General features: G+C 43.0%; 19 protein-coding genes. 3 read left to right on the forward strand and 16 right to left on the reverse strand.

What is annotated here, in order from left to right:
- Positions 1-220: 220 nt before the first annotated feature.
- Complete coding sequence (locus D8797_RS00835; protein WP_185780818.1) at positions 221-2,179, reverse strand: peptide ABC transporter substrate-binding protein; 1,959 nt, start codon at positions 2,177-2,179, stop codon at positions 221-223.
- 279 nt (positions 2,180-2,458) lie between these two features.
- Here D8797_RS00835 and pbp3 point away from each other — a divergent pair, with 279 nt between their 5' ends.
- Positions 2,459-3,736, forward strand: coding sequence for a D-alanyl-D-alanine carboxypeptidase PBP3 (pbp3, locus tag D8797_RS00840; protein ID WP_125378900.1), 1,278 nt, complete (start codon positions 2,459-2,461; stop codon positions 3,734-3,736).
- Between the two features lie 190 nt (positions 3,737-3,926).
- On the opposite strand, the gene sufB is transcribed toward pbp3, so the two are convergent.
- The 9 genes from sufB to D8797_RS00885 form a co-directional block, all read right to left on the reverse strand.
- Positions 3,927-5,339: a Fe-S cluster assembly protein SufB gene (gene sufB / locus D8797_RS00845; RefSeq protein ID WP_125378901.1), complete on the reverse strand. Its 1,413-nt coding sequence runs from the start codon at positions 5,337-5,339 to the stop codon at positions 3,927-3,929.
- Between the two features lie 17 nt (positions 5,340-5,356).
- A complete protein-coding gene (gene sufU, locus D8797_RS00850; RefSeq protein WP_125378902.1) occupies positions 5,357-5,794 on the reverse strand; it encodes a Fe-S cluster assembly sulfur transfer protein SufU in 438 nt (145 codons plus the stop codon).
- The gene (locus D8797_RS00855) at positions 5,781-7,013 is read right to left on the reverse strand and encodes a cysteine desulfurase (protein ID WP_125378903.1); all 1,233 of its coding nucleotides are present in this window, start codon (positions 7,011-7,013) and stop codon (positions 5,781-5,783) included. Before D8797_RS00855 ends, sufU begins: the two co-directional genes overlap by 14 nt.
- Before the next feature lie 40 nt (positions 7,014-7,053).
- On the reverse strand, positions 7,054-8,316 hold the full coding sequence (gene sufD, locus D8797_RS00860; RefSeq protein ID WP_125378904.1) for a Fe-S cluster assembly protein SufD: 1,263 nt from the start codon (positions 8,314-8,316) through the stop codon (positions 7,054-7,056).
- A 41-nt stretch (positions 8,317-8,357) separates the two neighbouring features.
- Positions 8,358-9,128: a Fe-S cluster assembly ATPase SufC gene (gene sufC, locus D8797_RS00865; protein WP_005591767.1), complete on the reverse strand. Its 771-nt coding sequence runs from the start codon at positions 9,126-9,128 to the stop codon at positions 8,358-8,360.
- A gap of 83 nt (positions 9,129-9,211) precedes the next feature.
- On the reverse strand, positions 9,212-10,384 hold the full coding sequence (locus D8797_RS00870; RefSeq protein ID WP_045500708.1) for a glycosyltransferase family 4 protein: 1,173 nt from the start codon (positions 10,382-10,384) through the stop codon (positions 9,212-9,214).
- Positions 10,375-11,118, reverse strand: a complete 744-nt coding sequence (mecA, locus tag D8797_RS00875) for an adaptor protein MecA (protein ID WP_125378905.1) — start codon at positions 11,116-11,118, stop codon at positions 10,375-10,377. The genes D8797_RS00870 and mecA overlap by 10 nt, the downstream gene beginning before the upstream one ends.
- Before the next feature lie 111 nt (positions 11,119-11,229).
- A complete protein-coding gene (locus D8797_RS00880) occupies positions 11,230-12,072 on the reverse strand; it encodes an undecaprenyl-diphosphate phosphatase (RefSeq protein ID WP_125378906.1) in 843 nt (280 codons plus the stop codon).
- An 88-nt stretch (positions 12,073-12,160) separates the two neighbouring features.
- Positions 12,161-14,056 (reverse strand): DUF2207 domain-containing protein, encoded by a 1,896-nt coding sequence (locus D8797_RS00885; RefSeq protein WP_125378907.1) that lies wholly within the window; start codon positions 14,054-14,056, stop codon positions 12,161-12,163.
- 130 nt (positions 14,057-14,186) lie between these two features.
- On the opposite strand from D8797_RS00885, the gene D8797_RS00890 reads away from it, so the two are divergent.
- Positions 14,187-15,752, forward strand: a complete 1,566-nt coding sequence (locus D8797_RS00890; protein ID WP_125378908.1) for an ABC transporter substrate-binding protein/permease — start codon at positions 14,187-14,189, stop codon at positions 15,750-15,752.
- On the forward strand, positions 15,749-16,489 hold the full coding sequence (locus tag D8797_RS00895) for an amino acid ABC transporter ATP-binding protein (protein ID WP_125378909.1): 741 nt from the start codon (positions 15,749-15,751) through the stop codon (positions 16,487-16,489). Before D8797_RS00890 ends, D8797_RS00895 begins: the two co-directional genes overlap by 4 nt.
- Before the next feature lie 93 nt (positions 16,490-16,582).
- Here D8797_RS00895 and D8797_RS00900 read toward each other — a convergent pair whose 3' ends face one another.
- From D8797_RS00900 to D8797_RS00930, 6 genes are all read right to left on the reverse strand, one after another.
- Entirely contained in the window at positions 16,583-16,798 is a 216-nt protein-coding gene (locus D8797_RS00900; RefSeq protein ID WP_001130035.1) for a capsule biosynthesis transcriptional regulator, read from the reverse strand.
- A 110-nt stretch (positions 16,799-16,908) separates the two neighbouring features.
- Positions 16,909-17,805: an SPFH domain-containing protein gene (locus D8797_RS00905; RefSeq protein WP_048766446.1), complete on the reverse strand. Its 897-nt coding sequence runs from the start codon at positions 17,803-17,805 to the stop codon at positions 16,909-16,911.
- Positions 17,806-17,898: 93 nt separating this feature from the next.
- Positions 17,899-19,149 carry a threonine ammonia-lyase IlvA gene (ilvA, locus tag D8797_RS00910; protein WP_062005023.1) on the reverse strand — a complete coding sequence of 417 codons (1,251 nt, stop codon included), beginning with the start codon at positions 19,147-19,149 and terminating at the stop codon, positions 17,899-17,901.
- A 66-nt stretch (positions 19,150-19,215) separates the two neighbouring features.
- Positions 19,216-20,238 carry a ketol-acid reductoisomerase gene (gene ilvC / locus D8797_RS00915; protein ID WP_125378910.1) on the reverse strand — a complete coding sequence of 341 codons (1,023 nt, stop codon included), beginning with the start codon at positions 20,236-20,238 and terminating at the stop codon, positions 19,216-19,218.
- A 171-nt stretch (positions 20,239-20,409) separates the two neighbouring features.
- Entirely contained in the window at positions 20,410-20,886 is a 477-nt protein-coding gene (ilvN, locus tag D8797_RS00925; RefSeq protein WP_005591757.1) for an acetolactate synthase small subunit, read from the reverse strand.
- Positions 20,879-22,579, reverse strand: a complete 1,701-nt coding sequence (locus tag D8797_RS00930; protein WP_048766450.1) for an acetolactate synthase large subunit — start codon at positions 22,577-22,579, stop codon at positions 20,879-20,881. The genes ilvN and D8797_RS00930 overlap by 8 nt, the downstream gene beginning before the upstream one ends.
- Positions 22,580-22,641: the final 62 nt, after the last annotated feature.

Here is a 22,641-nt window from a genome sequence, read left to right on the forward strand (position 1 = left end):
CAAAAAAATAAACGAAATACAGGATTTTCTACTTTAAAGAGGCTGGGACAAAAGTCCTAGCCTCTCAATTGTCTTTTGATTGTCGAGCAAGACGCAGTAGTTGAGTGGGCTCTACTACGCTGATTTCATCAGCTTTTACAGCCCTACTCAACTGTGCGGAGGTGGGACGACGAAATCGAATTCTAACGAATGACCGATTTCTGTCCCAGCCTCTTTTCTGTTACTTAACGTGACTTGCTAACTCTTCTTGAGCTTTTTTAGTTGATTCTTCTTTTTCTTTTTCCCATTTTTTCAAAGCTTTTTGATAATCAGCTACTGTCAGAACCTTATCTTGAAGCTCCATTCCCTTAAATACATAGACATCACCCTTGATACCTACATAAGAGTAGGCTTTGGTAAATGGTACAACCTTTTGAACCATTGGTGAAGCACCTGCAGAAATAGATGGGATCACAATAGAACTATCTGTTAACCAAGCCTGCGCTGCTGCATATTTCGTATAGCGAGCATTGGTATCTTGCTTTTCTGCATCTGCCTGATCCAAAAGCGCTTTGTAGTCCGTTAAACCAACTTTGGAAGCAAGGTCTTGGTTTTGGCCTTTTGTCAGACCAATATTGTCCAAGATATCCCCTGTCTCTGGGTTAAAGATATTCAGATAAGTCACTGGGTCTTGGTAGTCTGCCGACCAACCAGACATATTGAGGTCATAGTCCTTTTGGGCAGCTGTTTCCGCAAAGTAAGTAGAGTTATCAAAATCGTCTGATGACATTTGATGCACGTCAATCACAACGTTTTCTTGGCCTAGAGCTGCCTCAACAGATTGTTTGAAGGAATTGGTCCGCTGCACCATGATTTTATCAGTTTGGTCAACTGGTACATCTAGATGAATCGGGAATTCAACTCCCTGTGCTTGCAAAGCTTCTTTTGCTTTAGCAAATTCTGCCTTGGCCTTTTCTGGGTTGTAAATGCTATCTTGGGCATCAGCTAATTTGACACCTTGCCATTCATCTCCATAAGAAGCTAACTGTGATTCAACGATATCTGAGAAGTCCTTGCCATCTACTTGCACAAAACTAGGAGGTACAAGCAAGCTTCTGATGATTTTCGTTGCTCCTTCATTACCATTCATCTGGGCACCAAAGGATTTACGGTCAAAAGCGAAGTTAATTGCCTGACGGAAGTCTTTATTTTGAATCGCTTCTTTGCTAGCAGCCTTTTGGGCATCTGTCTTAGAAGTGTGGCTATAAGCCTGACGATTCAAGTTAAAAGCATAGAAATAGCTAGTTGAGTTTTGTGGAGTAAAGATGATGTTGTCTTTGTATTTCTTCTCTACTGATGCGTAGTTTGAGCTAGTCGGATAGAGACGAGCTTGTGTGTAAGCACCATCAGTAAAGTTACGGATCAATGACTCCTGGTCAGAACCATCGTAGTAAGTCAACTTGACATCTTCGATCTTCACATTGTCCTTGTCCCAATAGTTTTGGTTTTTAGAATATTCGATAACAGACTTAGAAGTAAATGACTTTAATACATATGGACCATTGTAGAGGATACCTGAAGGTTTCACGGTACCAAAATCTTTGCCTTCTTTCTTCAGAAATTCTTCGTTAATTGGGAAGAGAATGCCCATCGTTGTCTTAGAATTCCAGTAGCTTTCTGGCTGATTCAGGGTGTATTGAACTGTATTGTCGTCGATTGCCTTGACACCTACAGTAGAGAAATCATTGCTTTCCCCTTTGATATAAGCATCCAAGCCCTTGATAGAGTTTTGCACGATTGGTAGTGCTTCTGATTTTTCATCTGCAGCGTGCTTGAGCCCTGTGACAAAGTCTTGTGCCTTGACAGCAGCATATTCTTCACCTTCTGCTGTGTACCATTTAGCATCCTTACGCAACTTATAAGTATAAGTTAGGCCATCTTTAGACACAGTCCAGTCTTCAGCCAATGAAGGGATAAGATTCCCATATTGATCATTTTCTAAAAGACCGTCGACCAAATTGGCAATAACGTCAGAAGTGGAGGCGCGATTGGAGTTTACATAATCCAATGTATCTGGATCTGTATTATAGACATAAGAATATGTCTTTGCCGAGCTGGTGCTTGACTTGCCACAAGCAGCTAAGAATAGCGCTGATGCTGCAACCAAACCAGTAATAGCCAACCATTTAGATTTTTTCATGAGCAAATCTCCTTCTTTAGATTATGTATTATTATACATCATTTCCAGACAAAAACAAGTCTTATTTAAGAAAATTTTAAAATTCTATGCATTTTTCTTATTTTTATTGAAACAAAGTATAGGAAAATTTTTATGCATTTTCATATATTTTCATAAACATGCAGAAAATCTTATAAATAAAAATTTGTTCAATATTTTACAAGGATTCTTGAATAGGATTATCAAAAATATCGGCTTTTTTATGTTACAATAGATTTATTACTAATCTAGGGGAAAGAAATGAAAAAACTTTTTGTATTCTTACTGCTATTCTTTGGCCTGATTGCCAAGCCTGTTCTGGCAGATGACTATGAAATTGCCGCTAAAAGCGCCATTGCTGTCGATGCAAACTCAGGAAAAATCCTCTATGAAAAGGAGGCTACAAGCCCACTAGAAGTCGGTGCTATTACTAACATTTTGACTGCTTATCTGGTTTACGAAGCCATTGCTAATGGCAAACTGAGCCTAGAAACTGAGGTTGATATTTCTGATTATGCTTACCAGCTGACAGTAAATCCCTCTATCGCGAACCTACCTCTGGAAGCGCGACGCTACAAGGTAAAGGACTTACTGAATGCTTCTCTTTTAGCAAGCGCCAACAGTGCTACCATCGCTCTGGCAGAAAAAGTTGGTGGAAGTGAAGAAAATTTTGTCAAAATGATGAAAGCCAAACTCAAGGAATGGAATATTTCTGATGCAATCATTGTAAATGCTACTGGTACGGATATTCGTTTACTAGATGGTTCGCTAGAAACTACTAATACCGAAGAGGAGCCCGCAGAGAATTCTAAAAGCAAGAAAAAACAAGAAACTGTCAATAAGTTCAGTGCTTATGATATAGCCGTGATTGCCTCACATCTGATTGATGACTACCCAGAGGTCCTTGGCGTCACTTCCAAATCTCATGTGAATTTTGCAGGAATCCAACTAGAAAATCCTAATTTAATGTTGGAAGGTTCTCCTAGTTTTCGGACAGGAGTGAAGGGTTTGAAGACAGGCGGGTCTGAGCAGAATGGTGTTTCATTTGTCGGTGTGACCAGTGAAAAAGGGATGCGATTGATCACAGTCGTTTTAGGGGTCGCACAGGAAGATAACGACCCTAATACCCGTTTTGGCGTTACATCTAGCCTAATGACCTACGTTACGCAAAATTTTTCTCCGACAGTCTTGGTCAAAAAAGGGGAAAGATACAACAACTCCCAAGTAGCTGTTAGAGACAGCCAAGAGGATAAGGTCGCTGCAGTTGCCAGTGAGGACTTGGTAATCTTAGAAAGGATAGCCAATCAGGCTGAACATAAAGTCACTTTTACTCCAAGCCCGCAGGAGCTGCAGGCACCTTTGAAAAAGGGTAGTGTAGTAGGTACCCTCACTTATACAGATTCTGAACCGATCGGCCAGGGCTACATTGAAAATAAGAAAACTTCTATTTCTATGGTTACAGAAAAAAAGGTTGAAAAAGCGATTATTTTTAAAGTCTGGTGGAACGACTTTGTCCGCTTCGTCAATGAGAAGTTATAAAAGAAATACCGCGAATCAATTGATTCGCGGTTATTTGTATAGTTTGTAAACGTTTAAAGTAATCAAAAAAAGTTCTTTGAGGGGTAAGCAATATAGTATTCTGCTACTGTTTAACAGGTCCTCTGAATTTTTTAAACACTTTGCTTAAGCAAAGATTTATTCACAATTAAAAAGAGGCCAACGCCTCTTTTTATCCAACAGACCCTTCCATTTCATAGCTGATGAGACGGTTCAGCTCAACAGCGTATTCCATTGGCAGTTCCTTGGTGAATGGCTCAACAAAGCCCATGACAATCATTTCAGTTGCTTCGGATTCAGATAGGCCACGGCTCATGAGATAGTAGAGCTGCTCTTCTGAAATCTTAGAGACTTTAGCTTCATGTTCCAAAGCTACTTGCGAGTTGTGGATTTCATTAAATGGAATGGTGTCTGATGCAGACAAATCGTCCATGATAATGGTATCACACTCGATATGGCTGACAGATTTCTTAGAATTGCGAGCAAAGGTCACTTGTCCGCGGTAGTCTACCTTACCTCCGCCCTTAGCAATGGACTTAGAAACAATAGACGAGCTAGTGTGTGGCGCATTGTGGATCATCTTAGCCCCTGTATCCTGATGCTGACCAGCATTGGCAAAGGCAATAGAAAGCATGGTACCACGCGCTCCTTCTCCGTCCAGATAGACTGATGGATATTTCATGGTTGTTTTGGCACCCAAATTTCCATCAATCCACTCAACTGTCGCATCTTTCATAGCCCGTGCACGTTTGGTTACCAAGTTATAGACATTATCAGACCAGTTTTGAATAGTCGTATAACGCATATAGGCGCCGTCCAGGGCAAAGATTTCGACAATAGCAGCATGCAAGCTGTTACTTGAATAAGTAGGCGCTGTACATCCTTCTACGTAGTGAACACTTGCTCCCTCATCAACGATAATCAGGGTCCGTTCAAACTGACCGGAATTTTCATTGTTGATACGGAAGTAGGTTTGAAGCGGAATGTCTACCTTAACACCTTTTGGCACATAGATAAAGGTACCACCAGACCAGACGGCAGAGTTGAGAGCTGCTAGCTTGTTATCTGTTGGAGGGACCAACTTAGCAAAATACTGTTTGAAAAGCTCTGGGTATTCCTTAAGAGCTGAGTCAGTATCTGTAAAGACGATTCCTAGCTTTTGGAACTCTTCCTTCATATTGTGGTAGACCACTTCGGACTCATACTGGGCAGCTGCACCAGCAAGGTAAGCTCGCTCCGCTTCTGGGATCCCAATCCGCTCAAAGGTTTCCTTGATCTTCTCAGGCACTTCATCCCAGCTTCTAGCTGGCTTATCAGAGGCCTTTTGGTAATAAATCAAGTCATCAAAATTAATTTCCGACAAATCCGGCCCCCAAGTCTGCATTGGCATTTTCTTGAAAACCTCGTAGGACTTAAGACGGAAATCCAACATCCATTCTGGTTCATTCTTGGCTGCAGAGAGCTCGCGAATAACCGCTTCATTCAGCCCTTTCCCTGTCGAGATAACAGGCTCAACATCGTCATGGAAACCAAACTTGTACTCACCAAGATCAATTGGTTTTGGTTCTACTCTTTCTTCTGACATAATTTCCTTTCACATTCTTACTTTTTATCTTCTTCAATTGCTCGCTTGAGGGCATTCCAACCCAAGGTCGCACACTTAATCCGCTGCGGGAATTTGGCAACGCCAGCTAAAAAGGCTCCATCTCCCAATTCTTTCTGGCGACTATCTTTCTGGCCCTGAACCATCTGCGAGAAGACTTCTGCTAATTCCAGTGCCTGCTCTTTTGTCTTGCCCAGAACCGCATCCGTCATCATGCTGGCCGAAGCCGTTGAGATAGTACAGCCTGAATTCACAAAGGCAATATCCTCAATCTGATTTTCAGCATTAAACTTCACAGACAGACTGATAACATCGCCACAGGTTGGGTTATTGAGAACTACCTGCTCCACATCTTCCAGTTTCCCATGATGATGGGGGTGAGCCGAGTGATCGGTCACAACCGCCTTGTAAAGACTGTCTAACTTAGAAAGTGCCATTGAAAAACTCCTTTGTCTTTTCTAAAGCATCTACCAGCTTGTCGCAATCCGCATAAGTATTGTAGATATAAAAGCTGGCCCGTACAGTCGCTGGTACCTGCAGATAGGTGAGCAAAGGCTGGGCACAATGGTGACCTGCTCGAACAGCTACTCCTTCGTAGTCCAGAGCTGTCGCGACATCATGCGGATGGAGACCATCCAGATTAAAGGCAATCACGCCGGAGCGCTGAGCTAAATCTTGAGAACCATAAATAGTCAAGCCTTCCACAGCCTGTAGCTTAGGAAATACGTAGGAAATCAGGTCCTGCTCATGCTGGGCAATGGCATCCATCCTCAAGTCTTCCAAATAATCAATGGCCGCCGCAAGACCGATTGCTCCAGCCATATTCGGAGTACCGGCCTCAAACTTCCACGGGAGCTCCTTCCAAGTCGCTTCCTGCTCATAGACAAAATCAATCATCTCGCCACCGAACTCGACTGGCGACATCTGCTCTAGCAGCTCTTCCTTGCCATAGAGAACCCCGATACCAGTCGGACCTGCCATCTTATGTCCCGAAAAGGCGAAGAAATCCGCATCCAAATCCTGCACGTTAATCTTCATGTGTGGAATGGATTGAGCCCCATCCACCACCAAAAGCGCTCCTTGCTGATGAACCAGTTGAGCAATTTTCTTGATGGGATTGATGACACCGAGGACATTGGAAGCATGAGCCAGAGAGACAAACTTGGTCCGTTCATTGAGTTTGGCACGGAAATCCTCCATATCCAGAGCCCCGTCCTTTAGATAGACATAGACTAACTTGGCTCCGGTCTTCCTACAAGCTTCCTGCCAGGGAATGACATTGGAATGATGCTCCATGATAGAAATCATCACTTCATCACCAGGCTGCAACCTTTCAGCCGCAAACTGAGCCACCCAATTGAGACTCGTCGTGGTTCCTCGCGTAAAGAGGACTTCTCTGCTAGAAGCCGCATTGATAAAAGAACGAACTCTTTCTCTGGCTGCTTCATAAGCTGCTGTCGCCCGCTCGGCCAGCGTATGCACACCACGGTGGACGTTAGCATTGTCTCTAAGATAGTAGTTTTCGATAACTGCCAATACCTGCTTGGGTTTCTGGGTTGTCGCCGCATTGTCCAAATAAACCAAAGGCTCATCATTGACAATTTGGTCCAAAATGGGAAAATCTTTCTTGATTGCTTCTGCATTAAATCCAGACATGAAGACTCCTATCTACTTATACGGGACAAGGCCCAGCTTTTTATCTTTTTGCGAGAATAATATCGATATTTTCAATCATTTCATCACGAACTTCTTTAACAGGGATTTCCACAATCACTGAACCTAAGAAGCCGCGCACGACTAAGCGCTCGGCTGTCGCCTTATCAAGACCCCGACTCATGAGGTAATACATATCTTCTGGATCCACCTGACCGATAGAAGCCGCGTGACCAGCCGTTACATCGTTCTCATCTATCAAGAGGATTGGGTTAGCATCTGAGCGTGCTTGGTCAGACAGCATGAGAACCCGGCTTTCCTGCTGGGCGTCTGCACCCTTAGCACCCTTGATAATATGGCCGATACCATTGAAAGTCAAGGTTCCTTTTTCTAGGATAACCCCGTGCTGCAGGATATTTCCGATAGAGTTGCAGCCATAGTTAGTTACGCGGGTGTCAATCCCTTGAACCTGCTTGCCGCTAGAGAGAGCCACCACTTTCATATCCGCATGGCTGCCGTTTCCATAGAGGTCGCTGTCAAAGTCAGCTACGACATTGCCTTCGTTCATAACGCCGATGGCCCAGTCAATCATGGCATCGTTGTCCAGCTTACCGCGACGGCTGATATAAGCCGTTACATTTTCGCCCAAGCGGTCAATAGCTGAAAACTTAATCTGAGCTCCAGCCTGGGCAATGACTTCAACGGTGATATTGGCAGTTGCTGGAACAGTTCCCTCACCGTAAGTTTCCAAGCGTTCCAAGTAGTTAACCTTTGAATGCTTGCCTGCGATAATCAAAATATGCTTGTTAAAAGGAACATCGCTTTCGCTATCCTGATAAAAAATTCCTTCAATCGGCTGGTCAATCTCAACATTGTCCGGCACATAAAGAACCGCACCACTGTTGAAATAGGCAGTGTGGTAAGCCGCCAATTTGTCCTCGTCATACTTGACTGCGGACATAAAATGCTTCTCTACCAACTCCGGAATTTCTTCCAAAGCAGAGTGGAAATCAGTGAAGATCACACCTTGCTCTGCTAAGTCAGCTGGCAATTGCTCAAGGACAGTTTGGGTTCCCATTTGGATAAACTTGAGATTGTCTCCGAGAGCCGTAAAATCTGGCACACTGGTCAAAGGCTCGCTATCAGAAATACGGCCGTCACCCAGATTCCAGCGATGAAATTTAACCCGCTCAATAACTGGCAAATCCAGCTGGTCCATCTTGTCAAAAGCCTGCTGACGAATATCAGCTAACCATGCTGGTTCTGCGTGAACTTGTGAAAATTCGTGAATCAATTCTTTTGTCATGTCATTCTCCTATCTTTTATCAAAGTCAAAAGAATGTTTGACTAGACTTCTTCAGTATAGTTGAAGCCCAACTCTTCAGCCAATTTGGCATAGCCTTCTTTTTCCAAGCGAACTGCCAATTCTGGACCGCCAGAAAGAACAACTTTCCCCTCCATCATGACATGAACTACATCTGGAGTAATATAGTTGAGCAGGCGTTGGTAGTGGGTGATAATCATAGCCCCAAAACCTTCACCGCGCATAGCGTTGACTCCTTTAGAAACGACCTTAAGAGCGTCGATATCCAGACCTGAGTCAATCTCGTCTAAGAGCGCAAAGGTTGGCTCTAGCATGAGTAACTGCAGGATTTCGTTGCGTTTTTTCTCACCACCTGAGAAGCCTTCATTGAGGTAGCGCTCAGCCATTTCTTCCTTCATGTTGAGCAGTTCCATCTTTTCATCTAGTTTAGTAATGAAGTCACGGACAGAGATTTTTTCGTCGTCTTCCTTGCCAGCATTCATGGCCGCACGGAGAAACTCCGCATTGGTAATACCAGGAATTTCACTAGGATACTGCATTGCAAGGAAGAGTCCCATACGAGCCCGTTCATCCACTTCTAGCTCCAAGATATTAACCCCATCAAAAAGCACCTCTCCTTGAGTTACTTCGTAGTTAGGATTTCCCATAATGGCTGCAGACAAGGTAGATTTCCCTGTTCCATTTGGCCCCATGATCGCTGCAACTTCTCCCGTTTTCAGAGTAAGATTTACCCCTTTGAGAATTTTTTTCCCTTCAATTTCAACATGAAGATCTTTGATTTCTAAGACAGACATTTCTTTTTCCTTTCTTTGCTTAGCTGATTTACATACTTTAGTATACCAAAAAAAAGCCTAAAAGGCTTTTATTTTGTTTAGAACTATTCTTGTTTATGTTTCTTTTGGTATCTCTTCTCTCGAACTTCTTCTCGATAAGAAGAGTTTCCTATAAAGCGCAGAATATTGAGCAGAGGCGTCCTCTGTGGACCCAGAACACCTATTAGTTCTACTAAGAGTTCGACACCTAGCAGAAGTCCAATTACGAGGAGGAGTCCACCGATGCGAGTCGATACATTTAGCAGGAGGGAAATCATTGAGAAAATCATCGAAATTCCATAGATAACCAGAACTGTTCCCCGATGTGTTAATCCCAAGGACAAGAGTCTATGGTGAAGGTGGTGACGGTCAGGCTGGTAAAATTTCTGGCCAGACAAAGTCCGACGAACGATTGCTAAAAAGGTATCGGTAATCGGTACCCCCAAGATAATCATAGGTGTAACAATCGCTACTGCCGTTGCATTCTTCAAGCCTTGTAGAGACAGGACCGAAATCATAAAACCGATGAAAAGAGCCCCCGTATCCCCTCCATATATAATGGCTGGATGATAATTGTAAGGAAAGAAGCCAGCAATAGACGCTACTAAGACCAAGATTGTCAAAGTCAGGAATAAATTATGGCCCGGCAAGAAAAAGTAGGAAACAATCCCCATGGTTAGCAAGGAAATAATGGAAACCCCGCTGACAAGGCCATCTAAACCATCCATGAGATTGACCGCGTTAGTAATAGAGACAATCCAGAGAATGGTCAAAATAAAAGATAGCCAAGGTGGGAAAAAAAGATGGGGACCACCAAACGGAATCTTAAAGTCATCCAAGCGGAAATCCGTCAGCCACCAAATCAGGCAGGCAGCCAGCACAATCCCCCCTAACTTCATCAGGGGACTTAATTCTTTAATATCATCGATAAGCCCCGTCAGGGCTACAATCAAGCCTCCTAGCACTACTGGCCAAATATAGTCAAAATAGGTCTGTTCAAAAAAAGTGACGCCAACAATCTGCGGCATGAAGACCAAAGTTGCCAAGGTAAAAGCCGCTACAACCGCCAGACCGCCTGCACTCGGCATGGGCTTTTTATTGATTCGTCGAGCATTAGGATAGTCGACTGCATCCATTTTAAAAGCCAAGAGCCGAACGAGGGGAGTCAGCAAAACTCCGACAAAAAATGTCGCTAGCAGCACCAAAATGAACTTCAATGGAAAAGCAATCATACGCATTCAACTTTCTGCAACTGTTGGATGGCTTCTGTCACCAAAAGCAGACGTCCGTGTTCTTGTAGGACAGAACGAGTAATATCTGTATCCTCAGCAAATTCACGCATTTTAGCCAGTAACCAAGCTGGATAAAGAGCAGGTTGCTCTTCCAAATCTACCAAAATAGTCAGGTAGTAGGCAGAGTCATATTTATAGAGTTCTGATAGGTCTATTGGGTAGTCAACCGTTTTGGCGAAAGAAACCGCACTCTGCAAATCAGTAAATGACAAAATATAGTAGACATAACGGTCTAGATTTTCTTCCCTATCTTCTGAAGAATCTACAGAGACCTCCTGATCAGCCTCTACTGCTTCTAAAGATTTGACTGCCTCAAGGTCATCCTTACTCTTTTCAAAGATATTTTTCTCTAAAGTCTTTAAGAACTCATCTGGAGACATCTGACTGAGCTCATCCATGTCTGGTAGATTTCCCAAATCTTCAAAATTCAAATTCTTATCAATCTTGGATCTCGTCACAAAGACATCCAGCTTGTCTGGCTTAGGCGTCACTCGAAAGCTGAGCATGCCACTGTCTAAAAAGCTTTCCGGCATTTCCAACTCATCCAAAATAGTATAGAAAAATTCTTCTGTTTTTTCTTGGGGCACTAGGAAATCTGCAATTTCCATTCCGTGTTCTTCCAAATCTTCCAACTGGATGGTGATTTTAATCGTCGAATCATTAATCTGTTTCACTTCCATCTCATCAACCTCATACTTTCATAGTCTTTCTATTATACTAAAATTCTAAACTTATTTCAAAAAAATAACTGGTCAAATAAGAAAAGGCTGGGAAAATTCCCCAAGCCTTGATTAGCCAATAATAACCTTAATCAGACCGTAAACCAACAGCAAAACTCCGAGTCCGATCCGATATTTACCAAAGATTGTAAAGTCATGATTCTTGACATAGTCTGTCAGGAAGCGAATCACATAAAGACTGACCCCGAAAGCCACTCCCATAGCAACCAATAAAAGGAATAATTGATCGAAACCTAAAGAATTACCCTTGATAATAAATTTTAGGATTTTCAGCCCACTTGCACCAAACATGATTGGAATCCCCAAGTAGAAAGTAAACTCTGTCACAACTGGTCGGCTGACACCATTCAAGAGACCACCAACAATGGTCGCACCTGATCGGCTAGTTCCTGGAAAGAGGGACAAGACTTGGAAAAGACCGATATAAAGGGCTGTTTGATAAGGAAGTCTACTCAATTCTGTAACAGTCGGTTCCACCTGCTCTCGTTTTTCCAGATAGATAAAGGCAACCCCGTAGATAATCAGCATGATTGCAACGGATACCAGATTATAAAAATGCGCTTCAAACCAATCGTCAAGGAAGAGACCGATGATTGCAGCTGGCAAAGCAGCAACGACTACCTTGGCCCAGAGCTGCCATGTCAGCTGAATTTGACGAGCTGTTTTCCCTGGTTTAAAAGGATTGAGCTTATCAAAATAAATCACCACAACCGCCAAGATTGCTCCCAGCTGAATGACTACATTGAACATTTCCATGAAGGCTGGATTTTCATTTTTATACTTGATAAAATCTTGAATCAGAATCAAGTGGCCGGTACTCGAAATGGGTAGCCACTCTGTAATTCCTTCAACAATTCCATAAATAATGGACTTTAAAATTTCAATAATAAACATAGATAACTCCTAAAACAACTTTAACATTTATTATACCACATATTGAAAGAGAGGAAAAGCTTTCTCAAGGGCTTTGGCAAGCTTTTTATCAAAAGGCTCCACCCCCGCCGCCTCCACCGCCACCAGAGAAGCCACCTCCTGCTCCGCCTCCTGATGAAACCGAGAAATGACTGGCCGTCGAGGCAATGTGTCCATAATTTGAAAAACTATGGGAACTTGCGTAGAAAATAGGATGAAGATTGTATTGTAGATAAGTATTCATAGACGCGTTCTCCAAGGAAATCTGACGCAGCTTCATGACCCGACTAACACGATCCGCATAGCCAAATAGGGTAGCATAGACCAAAAGTCGGTTCCACAGGACAATGCCCTCCACCTCGGTATCGTATAGGCGAGCGATGTAGCGTAGCATATTCGCAAAGCTATTCCAGAGATAGAAATCATGAGCTCCCTCATCGCTCAAGACACCATCCTGCTGATATAGCTGCAAGGCTCTGCCCAGCAGAACGGTCAACACCGAAGCAACAACTGCAAGTGGAAGATAGGACCAAATAAAACCGTCTAGCTTGATTAAATAGACAAAAAATGTCAAGAGAGACAAGCCAAAAGCAAGGAAACTTGCCATTAGAGCCAACCACAAGAGAAGCTTTTCTCCTCGTTTCAAAGGACGATAGTGATCCAGCAAGTTCAGCTCCCGAATCTCCTTTAATACTTGTTCAGACAAAAGGTTCAAATCAGTTGAAAAGCGATTTTTTATCCGATTGCCTATTTGACGGATTCGTGCTTCATCTGTTGATTTTTTATTTTTATAAAGATCTTCTGAAATCTGATAAGATTCAAACAAGTCTGCTACAGCAGCCTGTTTATGGTCGCCAAATGCCATCTGTAAGAATTGACCTTCAAACTCTGACAAACCTTTTTTATAAGTTAGTTTCAAGATTGGCTTGTCTGCAGTTCCTAAAAGCTCGATATAGCCTCGATCCATCAAATCCAGCAAGGTCGCCTGCACCAAATTTTCAAATTTCAAATGCGCCCGTCCGCCACTGGTCGGATCGACTTCCCTCATATCCACAGCAAAGATATTGGCCGCTACAATGAGCGGGGCCAGATCTTGCGGAGCTTCATAGAGGCGAGCGTCTTTTGGAAAGGCTTGTCTAGGGCGAATCTTAATCCGAAAGATCAGATAAAATATTCCCGAAAGCATCAGCAAGAAAAGACTTAAAAGTGGCAGATAAACTTCCCCCAAGCGATGATAAAACTGGCTCTTAGCTACAATCTCTTTCTCAACTGCTTGAAAAGTCTTTAGATAGTCGGTCGCTTTTGGATCCTCTGCTGCCTGATGCAGAGCTTGACGATGCCAATATCCATGCAGTTCAACCTTCTTCCTGCTAGGCAAATGAGATAGCTGAATCCGATAATCACCACGATTTTCATCTATGGTGGCCGATTGGCCAAAATAACCTGTATGAACATACATGTCCGTTAAGGTCCAAGTTCCTAGGCCCCAAACCTTAATCGTCACATTTTGCAGCTCTTCTTCCCAATCACTGATCGGCGTCCATTTGAGCTCTGCAATATCTTTATGGAGAAACAGAAGATTGGTCAGGTTCCATGTGACTGTTACTTTGACCGTGTCACCTTCTTTACCCGCATTGTAAATCTTAACCTCGTAGCCATCTCCTAAATCTGTGACTCGTGGCTCAAAGTCATATTTTACGACTCCATTCGTTTTCACGGAAACTTTTGGATCTGAATCAATAGCAAAGCCTTCTGGCATCTTTCCTGCTGAGCCTAGGGAGACCATCTGGCCATTGTAATCATCATCAAAATGATAAGTCACCTCTTCTGTATAGGTGGCTGTATTATCGGCGTGGATCTCCAAATCTCCTTGATAAGACTGGATTTGATAGTCTAAAGCTGACACCGTTCCAGCAAAAAATAAACTCAAAAAAAGAATAAAAATCCCTAACAAGTACCTTTTCATAAACCATAGTCCTTTTCTAAATCTTTATCCTATTATAGCATTTTTCTCAAGTAAGGGCTTACCGGGATTGAAAAGTCAAATATTTTTCGGTAGAATAGAAAGAACTATTTTAGAAGGACTAGGAGAGAATATGAAAAAATTCATTTTAACCTTATTGACAGCCCTCCTCGTCTGTCTGGGAACCCTTACCGTAGCTCAGGCAGATGATTATCTTAGAATTGGGATGGAAGCGGCCTATGCCCCTTTCAACTGGACCCAAGATGATGATTCAAATGGTGCTGTTAAAATCGAAGGAACAAATCAGTATGCCAATGGCTACGATGTCCAAGTTGCTAAGAAAATTGCTCAGGAAATGGGCAAGGAACCTCTAGTTGTGAAAACCTCTTGGAACGGACTGATTCCAGCCTTGACATCTGGTAAAATCGATATGATTATCGCTGGTATGAGCCCAACAGCCGAACGGAAAAAAGAAATCGCCTTTTCTAACAGCTACTATACTAGTGAGCCTGTTATGCTGGTTCGAAAAGACGGCAACTACGCCAATGCCAAGACCCTCAAGGACTTTAAAGATGCTAAAATCACCTCTCAGCAAGGTGTCTATCTTTACAATCTGATTTCTCAACTGCCAGGTGCTAAGCAAGAAACAGCTATGGGAGATTTCGCCCAAATGCGCCAAGCTCTAGAATCTGGTGTTATTGACGGTTACATTTCTGAACGTCCCGAAGCTCTGACAGCTGAAGCTGCCAACTCTAAGTTCAAAATGATCCAATTTAAAGAGGGCTTTGAAGTTGGCGAAGAGGATGCTTCCATCGCCGTCGGTATGCGTAAAGACGACAGCCGAATCGAGCAAGCTAATGCAGCTATCGCTAAACTATCAACGGATGACCAAGTCCAGCTGATGGATCAGATGATTAAAAATCAACCGGTAGATACTGATACCGACGATGCTGAAGACACATTCTTCAATAAAGTTTTTAAGATTTGGAAGGAAAATTGGCCACAGTTCTTACGCGGAGCTGGTTTGACCTTGCTCATTTCCATCACAGGGACAATCGCTGGCCTCTTTATTGGCTTGTTGATTGGGGTCTATCGGACAGCGCCCATTTCAAAAAATAAGGCTTTAGCCTTCTTACAAAAACTATTCGGTTGGTTCCTCAATGTTTACATTGAAATCTTCCGTGGTACTCCTATGATTGTACAATCCATGGTTATCTACTATGGAACGGCTCAGGCTTTTGGTATTTCGATTGACCGGACGGCCGCAGCCATCTTTATCGTTTCTATCAATACTGGTGCTTACATGAGTGAAATTGTCCGCGGTGGTATCTTTGCCGTTGATAAAGGACAATTCGAAGCGGCTACTGCACTCGGAATGACCCACGGCCAAACCATGCGCAAGGTCGTCCTGCCACAGGTGATCCGCAATATTCTACCTGCGACGGGGAATGAATTTGTCATCAATATCAAGGATACATCTGTCCTGAATGTTATCTCTGTGGTGGAGCTCTACTTCTCAGGAAATACCATTGCAACTCAGACCTATCAGTATTTCCAAACCTTCACCATTATCGCAGTTATTTACTTTGTCTTGACCTTTACCGTCACTCGAATCCTACGTTTCATCGAGCAGAAATTTGACACAGATCATTACACAACAGGTGCCAACCAAATGCAGACGGGAGAATTGAAACAATGACCGAAACAATTTTAGAAATTAAAAATCTCAAAAAATCTTATGGGAAGAATCAAGTCTTAAAAGACATTTCTCTAACTGTCCACAAGGGCGAGGTTATCTCCATTATCGGAAGTTCAGGTAGCGGAAAATCAACATTTCTCCGCTCCATCAACCTTCTAGAAACACCTACTGCTGGCGAAATTCTCTACCGCGGAAAAAATGTCTTAGACGAAAACTACGACCTGACTCATTACCGCGAAAAATTAGGCATGGTGTTCCAAAGTTTCAATCTTTTTGAAAATCTCAATGTCCTAGAAAACACTATAGTAGCTCAGACAACCGTGCTCAAAAGAGAACGTGCTGAAGCAGAAAAAATTGCCAAAGAAAATCTGGAAAAGGTCGGTATGGGTGAGCTCTACTGGCAAGCCAAGCCTAAACAACTCTCAGGTGGACAAAAGCAGCGGGTTGCTATTGCGCGTGCGCTTTCTATGAACCCTGATGCCATCCTTTTCGATGAACCAACTTCAGCTCTTGACCCAGAAATGGTCGGCGAAGTCCTGAAAATCATGAAGGAATTGGCTAAAGAAGGCCTGACTATGATTGTCGTGACCCACGAAATGGAATTTGCCCGCGATGTTTCCAGCCGTGTTATCTTTATGGATAAGGGCGTCATCGCAGAAGAAGGCACTCCACAAGAATTCTTTACCAATCCTAAAGAAGAACGAACCAAGGAATTCCTACATCGCTTCTTGAAATAAACAACCAATCAAACAAACAAGACGGAAAAAGATACATCCGCCTTGTTTTTTTATTCGCAAAATAAAAAAGCGGGTTTCCCCACTTTCCGAAGATTAGTCTTCAAACTTTTCATGATTCTTATCGTAGAAATCAATCAAGCCAAGAGCTGTTTCAAAAGAAATATTCTTTACTTTTGCACGTCCTTGAGCAAGAGCAATAATTGACATTTCACGCGCGTTTGTTTCTTTACTAATACGGTAACCTGTAATTTTTTTGTCACGAACCCATCCAACGACTGACTCTACTTTTTCAAAATTTGATTTAGCCATTTCTTACTCCTCTCTAACTTATTTCGAATACTAATATAATGGTTTTTATACAGTTTGTCAACTTAGAAAAACCAAAACAAACAAATTAAATAATTCTGAATATTCTATATTTATTTAGCTTTGAGGGCTGAAAGGATCTGGGTGCGAATACTCTCCACTCCATCAGGATTTGCTGGAAGGAAGATCGTGTTATTTCCTTGCTTATCTGCAAAATTATTCAAGGTATCTAAATACTGGTTAGTCAAGAGGATGGACATAATCTGTTCTTCTGTCAACTCAACATTGGCGCCTTTAAGCTCCTTAATTGAATCTGCTAAGCCGTCTACGATTGCCTTCCGCTGCTCTGCAATACCGACCCCATGAAGACGATCTTTCTCAGCCTCAGCTTCTGCAGCAGTTACAATTTTAATCTTATCTGCTTCTGCCAATTCCTGAGCTGCCACGCGCTTGCGTTGAGCGGCGTTGATTTCGTTCATCGATTGCTTGACTTCTGCATCTGGCTCAACCTTGGTAATCAGGGTTTTAACAATGATATAGCCATAAGTCGACATTTCTTCAGCTACCTGCTTTTGAACTTCTAGGGCGATCTCATCTTTCTTTTCAAAGAGCTCGTCCAAGGTCAGTTTTGGAACTGAGGAACGCAGAGCATCTTCGATGTAGGACTTAATCTGCGCTTCTGGCCGCATGAGTTTATAGTAAGCATCTGTAACATTGTGTTCATTTACCCGATATTGGGTCGCCACATTCATGGTCACAAAGACATTATCCTGAGTCTTGGTCTCAACAATAATGTCGCTCTGTAGCAAACGCAACTGAACACGAGCGGCGATTTTGTCAATTCCCAAAGGCAAACGGACATTCATCCCACTTGTGCTAGTCTTGTGGTACCGACCAAAACGCTCAATGATGGCAACAGATTGCTGGCGCACGACATAAAGCGAGCTAAATGCCAATAAACCACAAAGAAGGACAAAAATGAGAAAGAAGAAAAAGAAATTCAGTAACATAAGCGCATCTCCTTAATTTAATATAGTATATTCTAGCACAGTCCTCACTCACTTGCAATTAAAAAGTGGGATTTTGCTAAAATATTTTTAGGATCAGACTAACATGTTATAAAGCGTTTCATTTCCGTTTAGATTGATGAAGGAAGGATCAAAATGCTCGATTCGATTGATCAGACCCGCATAGTCATGCTTATTGGCCAAGGCAATCCCAATCAAGACCGGACCTGTTCCCTTGCTGGCCCGCTTGATGTATTCAAATCGAGTGATGTCATCATTTGGCCCTAAGATATCATTTACAAATTCACGTAAGGCACCAGGCCGCTGCGGGAAATTTACTACAAAATAATGCTTGATTCCATCATAGATGAGGGCACGCTCTTCCATTTCAGGCATACGGTTAATGTCATTATTTCCGCCCGAAATGATACAGCAGACTGTTTTTCCTTTGATATATTCTCGCAACACTTCCAAGGCTGCCACGCTAGCTGCACCAGCAGGCTCTGCGATGATTCCTTGTTTAGAATAAAGATCAATCAGGGTTTCTGAAATCAAGCCTTCATCAACCCCGATAAGTGTTTCTACATTCTTCTTCGTTGCTTCATAAGTAGAGGCCCCTACCTTTTGGACTGCGATACCGTCCGCAAATTTGTCAATTTCATTGAGTTTGACAGGACCGCCAGCTTCAAAAGCTGCTCTCATACTGCGAGCTCCATTCGCCTCTACCCCAATCACTTCAATTTGTGGCTGGCTTTCCTTGATGTAAGTGGATACTCCTGCGATGAGACCGCCGCCCCCTACTGGTACCAAGACCAAGTCTAAATTGATGGACTCCCGAGCTGTATCTTCTAGGATTTCATAAGCAACCGTTCCCTGGCCTGCTTGAACATGTGCATCATCAAAAGGATCGATGAAAGTCCGATTTTCCATCCGTGTGAACTCCATAGCCGCCCGAGCAGAAGCATCAAAAGTATCTCCTACTAGCTTAATCGTAACAAAATCACCACCAAAGAAACGAACCTGTCCAATTTTTTGTTGAGGAGTTGTGATAGGCATAAAAATAGTCGCTGGGATTTTCATTTCATTACAAGTGTATGCGACACCTTGAGCGTGATTGCCCGCAGAAGCGCAGACAACCCCACGTTCTCGCTCTTCCTTGCTCAACTGAGAAATAGCATAATAGGCACCACGTATTTTGAAAGAACGGACACGTTGGGCATTTTCCTTTTTAAGATAAATCTTTGCCCCATACTTCTCTGACAAGTAATGATCATAATCAAGTGGTGTATTGACAACAACATCTTTTAATACCTTATGAGCACGGACGATATCTTTTGCTGTTAACATTCCTTTTCCTTTCCAAATGAGGTAAACAAACTCAGCTGGGATACCAGCTGAGTTTTCCACACAATCTTAGTTGTAGATCTTGAAAGCGTCGTCGTCATTTTTACCAACGAATGGCATTGCTTTACGCAATTCTGCACCGACTTTTTCAATTTCAAGGTTAGCTGCTTGTTCACGGTAAGCAGTGAGTTTTGGACGTCCAGCTTTATAGTCATTTACAAAGTCATTTGCAAATTTACCATTTTGGATATCTGCAAGAACTGCTTTCATGTTTTCTTTGACTTGCTCAGTAATCACACGTGGACCTGATACATAGTCACCGTATTCAGCAGTGTTTGAAATAGATTGGCGCATTTTCTTGAATCCACCTTCATAGATCAAGTCAACGATGAGTTTCATTTCGTGCAGCACTTCAAAGTAAGCTAATTCTGGGGCGTAACCTGCTTCTGTCAAAACTTCAAAACCTGCTTCGATAAGGGCAGTCAAACCACCACAAAGTACAGCCTGTTCACCAAACAAATCTTCTTCGGTTTCTTCTTTGTAAGTTGTTTCAAGCAAACCAACACGAGCTGCACCAACACCTTTACACCAGTCCATAGCGATGTCTTTGGCATTTCCAGTCGCATCTTGATATACCGCGTAAAGAGCTGGAACACCGAAGCCTTCTTCAAAAGTACGACGAACCAAGTGACCAGGACCTTTTGGTGCACACATGAAGACATCCACATCTGCAGGAACTTTGATAAATTCAAAGTGGATATTGAAACCATGAGCAAATCCAACTGCGTTACCAGCTTCCAAGTTAGGAGCGATTTCTGTTTCGTAAAGTTCTTGTTGGATTTCATCTGGAGCCAAAATCATGATAACATCAGCCAATTTAGCTGCTTCTGCTACTGTGTATGTGTCGAAACCATCTTCTTTAGCCTTTTCAAATGACTTACCAGGACGAACACCGATAATCACATCATGACCTGTATCACGCAAGTTTTGTGCATGAGCATGACCTTGTGAACCATAACCGATAACGGCGATCTTTTTACCGTCAAGCGCTGCTACTTTTACATCTTTTTCGTATTCCATTGTTACTGCCATAATGTTTACTCTCTTTTCTATTTTTTATTGCCTCTTAGGCGGTTTTAACAAATTTAAGCTGGATTTTATACTCACTGAAAATCAAAGAGCAAACTAGGAAGCTAGCCACAGGCTGTACTTGGGTACGGCAAGGCGAAGCTGACGTGGTTTGAATTTGATTTTCGAAGAGTATTAATCACGGGTAAAGCCAGTTGCTCCAGTCCGTGCGATATTGCGAATGCCGTAAGGACGGATGACTCGTAAGAGCGCTTCGCTCTTTTCTGCATCGCCCGTCATCTGGATAGTGATCGAGCTTGGCGCCACATCGACTACCGTTGCCCGGAAAGGCTGGATAATGGCCAAGATTTCTGCACGCTTAGCAACCGGTGCTGATACCTTGATCAAAATAACTTCTCGCTCTAGGTGAGGATGATCAGTAATATCTCGCACCCGAATCACATCAATCTGGCGATTAAGCTGCTTGATAATCTGCTCCACTTCATTGAGAGAATTTACATCAATGATAATGGTGATCCGAGAAACATTTTCATCCTCGGTCGCACCGACAGAGATACTTTCGATATTGACCTGACGTCTGGAAAGCACACCCGTGAAGCGATTCAGAACACCCGAACGATTTTGGAGTTTAGCTGTCAACATTCTACGCATGGAACTTCACCCCCAACATCTCATGATTGCTCTTGCCAGCTGGCACCATTGGAAGCACGTGCTCCTTGCGGGAAATATCTACCTCGATAAACATCGGTATATCTTCCTTTAGGACTTCCAAATCTTGAGCAATGGTCTCCGGATTATCAAATTTATAAGATTTGACACCATAAGCCTGAGCCATCAGCTGAAAATCTGGCAAACTGTCAAAGACTGACTCGGAGGTACGACCATCATAGAAGGCTTCCTGCCACTGGCGAACCATACCTAGCGAATGATTATTGAGCATGATGACCTTAATCGGAATCTTGTAGATATTTAGGATGGCCATTTCTTGATTGGTCATCTGGTAGCCGCCGTCTCCAACGAAGAGAACCACTTCCTTATCAGGATTGGCAATCTTTGCTCCAATTGCTGCTGGAACACCAAAGCCCATGGTTCCAAGACCACCAGACGTAACTAACTGACGTTCGTTGCGATAAGGATAGTACTGAGCTGTCCACATTTGGTGCTGGCCAACGTCCGTTACCACAATGGCGTCGCCCTTGGTCAACTCACCCACGCGCTCAATAACAGCCTGAGGTTGGACAACTCGTTCCTTCTTATCATAGGAGCGCACCCGCTCCTTGTCTCGTGTCACCTTTTCTATCCACTTGCTGGTATTGTTGTGCACTTGCTCTTCTTCAAGCAACATTTGCAAAGCTTTCTTGGCATCTCCTACAATAGGAATATCCACGCTGATGATCTTGCCAATTTCTGCTGGATCGATATCAATGTGGGCCACCTTAGCACTTTTAGCAAAGGTCTTAGGATTACCAGTCAGACGGTCATCAAAACGACATCCAATGCTAATCATGAAGTCTGCTTCCGTCATCGCAATATTAGCCGCGAAAGAGCCATGCATGCCACCCATACCCAAGAACAAAGGATGATCTGTCGCAATCGTTCCCTGACCCAACAATGAGGTCACTACTGGAATCTGATACCGCTCTGCAAAAGCAACCATCTCCGCTGCTGCCCCTGCATAGCTAATACCACCACCAGAAAGAAGAACAGGTTTTTTAGCCTTGGAAAGCTGTTTAAGAATCTTCTTAATCTGTAATTCATTAGGCTCAATTGTTGGTTGATAGCTTGGCAGATGCAACTGAGTGTCATAGATAAAGTCCGTATCCAGAGCTGAGACATCCTTTGGCAAATCAATAACGACTGGCCCTGGACGACCTGTGGTCGCAATATGAATGGCCTCCGTAATGATTCTTGGTATGTCTGCCGTCTCCCGTACCTGATAATTGTACTTAGTGATGGGAGTAGTAATACCGACAATGTCGGCTTCTTGAAAGGCATCCTTACCAATGCCTGGCGTCGCTACCTGCCCAGTAAAAACTAAAAGGGGAACACTGTCACTCATCGCATCGGCGATCCCAGTAATGGCATTGGTTGCCCCCGGACCACTAGTTACAACGGCCACACCAATTTTCCCAGTAGACTTAGCGTAACCTTCTGCTTCATGAACACACCCCTGCTCATGGCGACCAAGAATATGGCGGATACCTTTAAAGCTATAAATAGCATCATAGAGGGGCAAGACTGCACCACCAGGATAGCCAAAAATAGTATCAACACCAAGATTTTTCAAGGTTTCCAAGACCAGCTGCGAGCCGGACTTAGGAGTTTCTAATTGGATTCTTTCCATATTTCCCCTTTCATTTATTTACAATTTTCTAAAAATTCAAAAAGCTTTCTACTATGATAACA

It is taken from the genome of Streptococcus cristatus (assembly GCF_003944225.1).
Lineage (GTDB): Bacteria > Bacillota > Bacilli > Lactobacillales > Streptococcaceae > Streptococcus > Streptococcus cristatus_K.

Bases quoted from the DNA above. Each gene is read 5' to 3' on its own strand.
- D8797_RS00835 (WP_185780818.1), bottom strand. From the start codon at position 2,179: ATGAAAAAATCTAAATGGTTGGCTATTACTGGTTTGGTTGCAGCATCA.
- pbp3 (WP_125378900.1), top strand. From the start codon at position 2,459: ATGAAAAAACTTTTTGTATTCTTACTGCTATTCTTTGGCCTGATTGCC.
- sufB (WP_125378901.1), bottom strand. From the start codon at position 5,339: ATGTCAGAAGAAAGAGTAGAACCAAAACCAATTGATCTTGGTGAGTAC.
- sufU (WP_125378902.1), bottom strand. From the start codon at position 5,794: ATGGCACTTTCTAAGTTAGACAGTCTTTACAAGGCGGTTGTGACCGAT.
- D8797_RS00855 (WP_125378903.1), bottom strand. From the start codon at position 7,013: ATGTCTGGATTTAATGCAGAAGCAATCAAGAAAGATTTTCCCATTTTG.
- sufD (WP_125378904.1), bottom strand. From the start codon at position 8,316: ATGACAAAAGAATTGATTCACGAATTTTCACAAGTTCACGCAGAACCA.
- sufC (WP_005591767.1), bottom strand. From the start codon at position 9,128: ATGTCTGTCTTAGAAATCAAAGATCTTCATGTTGAAATTGAAGGGAAA.
- D8797_RS00870 (WP_045500708.1), bottom strand. From the start codon at position 10,384: ATGCGTATGATTGCTTTTCCATTGAAGTTCATTTTGGTGCTGCTAGCG.
- mecA (WP_125378905.1), bottom strand. From the start codon at position 11,118: ATGGAAGTGAAACAGATTAATGATTCGACGATTAAAATCACCATCCAG.
- D8797_RS00880 (WP_125378906.1), bottom strand. From the start codon at position 12,072: ATGTTTATTATTGAAATTTTAAAGTCCATTATTTATGGAATTGTTGAA.
- D8797_RS00885 (WP_125378907.1), bottom strand. From the start codon at position 14,056: ATGAAAAGGTACTTGTTAGGGATTTTTATTCTTTTTTTGAGTTTATTT.
- D8797_RS00890 (WP_125378908.1), top strand. From the start codon at position 14,187: ATGAAAAAATTCATTTTAACCTTATTGACAGCCCTCCTCGTCTGTCTG.
- D8797_RS00895 (WP_125378909.1), top strand. From the start codon at position 15,749: ATGACCGAAACAATTTTAGAAATTAAAAATCTCAAAAAATCTTATGGG.
- D8797_RS00900 (WP_001130035.1), bottom strand. From the start codon at position 16,798: ATGGCTAAATCAAATTTTGAAAAAGTAGAGTCAGTCGTTGGATGGGTT.
- D8797_RS00905 (WP_048766446.1), bottom strand. From the start codon at position 17,805: ATGTTACTGAATTTCTTTTTCTTCTTTCTCATTTTTGTCCTTCTTTGT.
- ilvA (WP_062005023.1), bottom strand. From the start codon at position 19,149: ATGTTAACAGCAAAAGATATCGTCCGTGCTCATAAGGTATTAAAAGAT.
- ilvC (WP_125378910.1), bottom strand. From the start codon at position 20,238: ATGGCAGTAACAATGGAATACGAAAAAGATGTAAAAGTAGCAGCGCTT.
- ilvN (WP_005591757.1), bottom strand. From the start codon at position 20,886: ATGCGTAGAATGTTGACAGCTAAACTCCAAAATCGTTCGGGTGTTCTG.
- D8797_RS00930 (WP_048766450.1), bottom strand. From the start codon at position 22,579: ATGGAAAGAATCCAATTAGAAACTCCTAAGTCCGGCTCGCAGCTGGTC.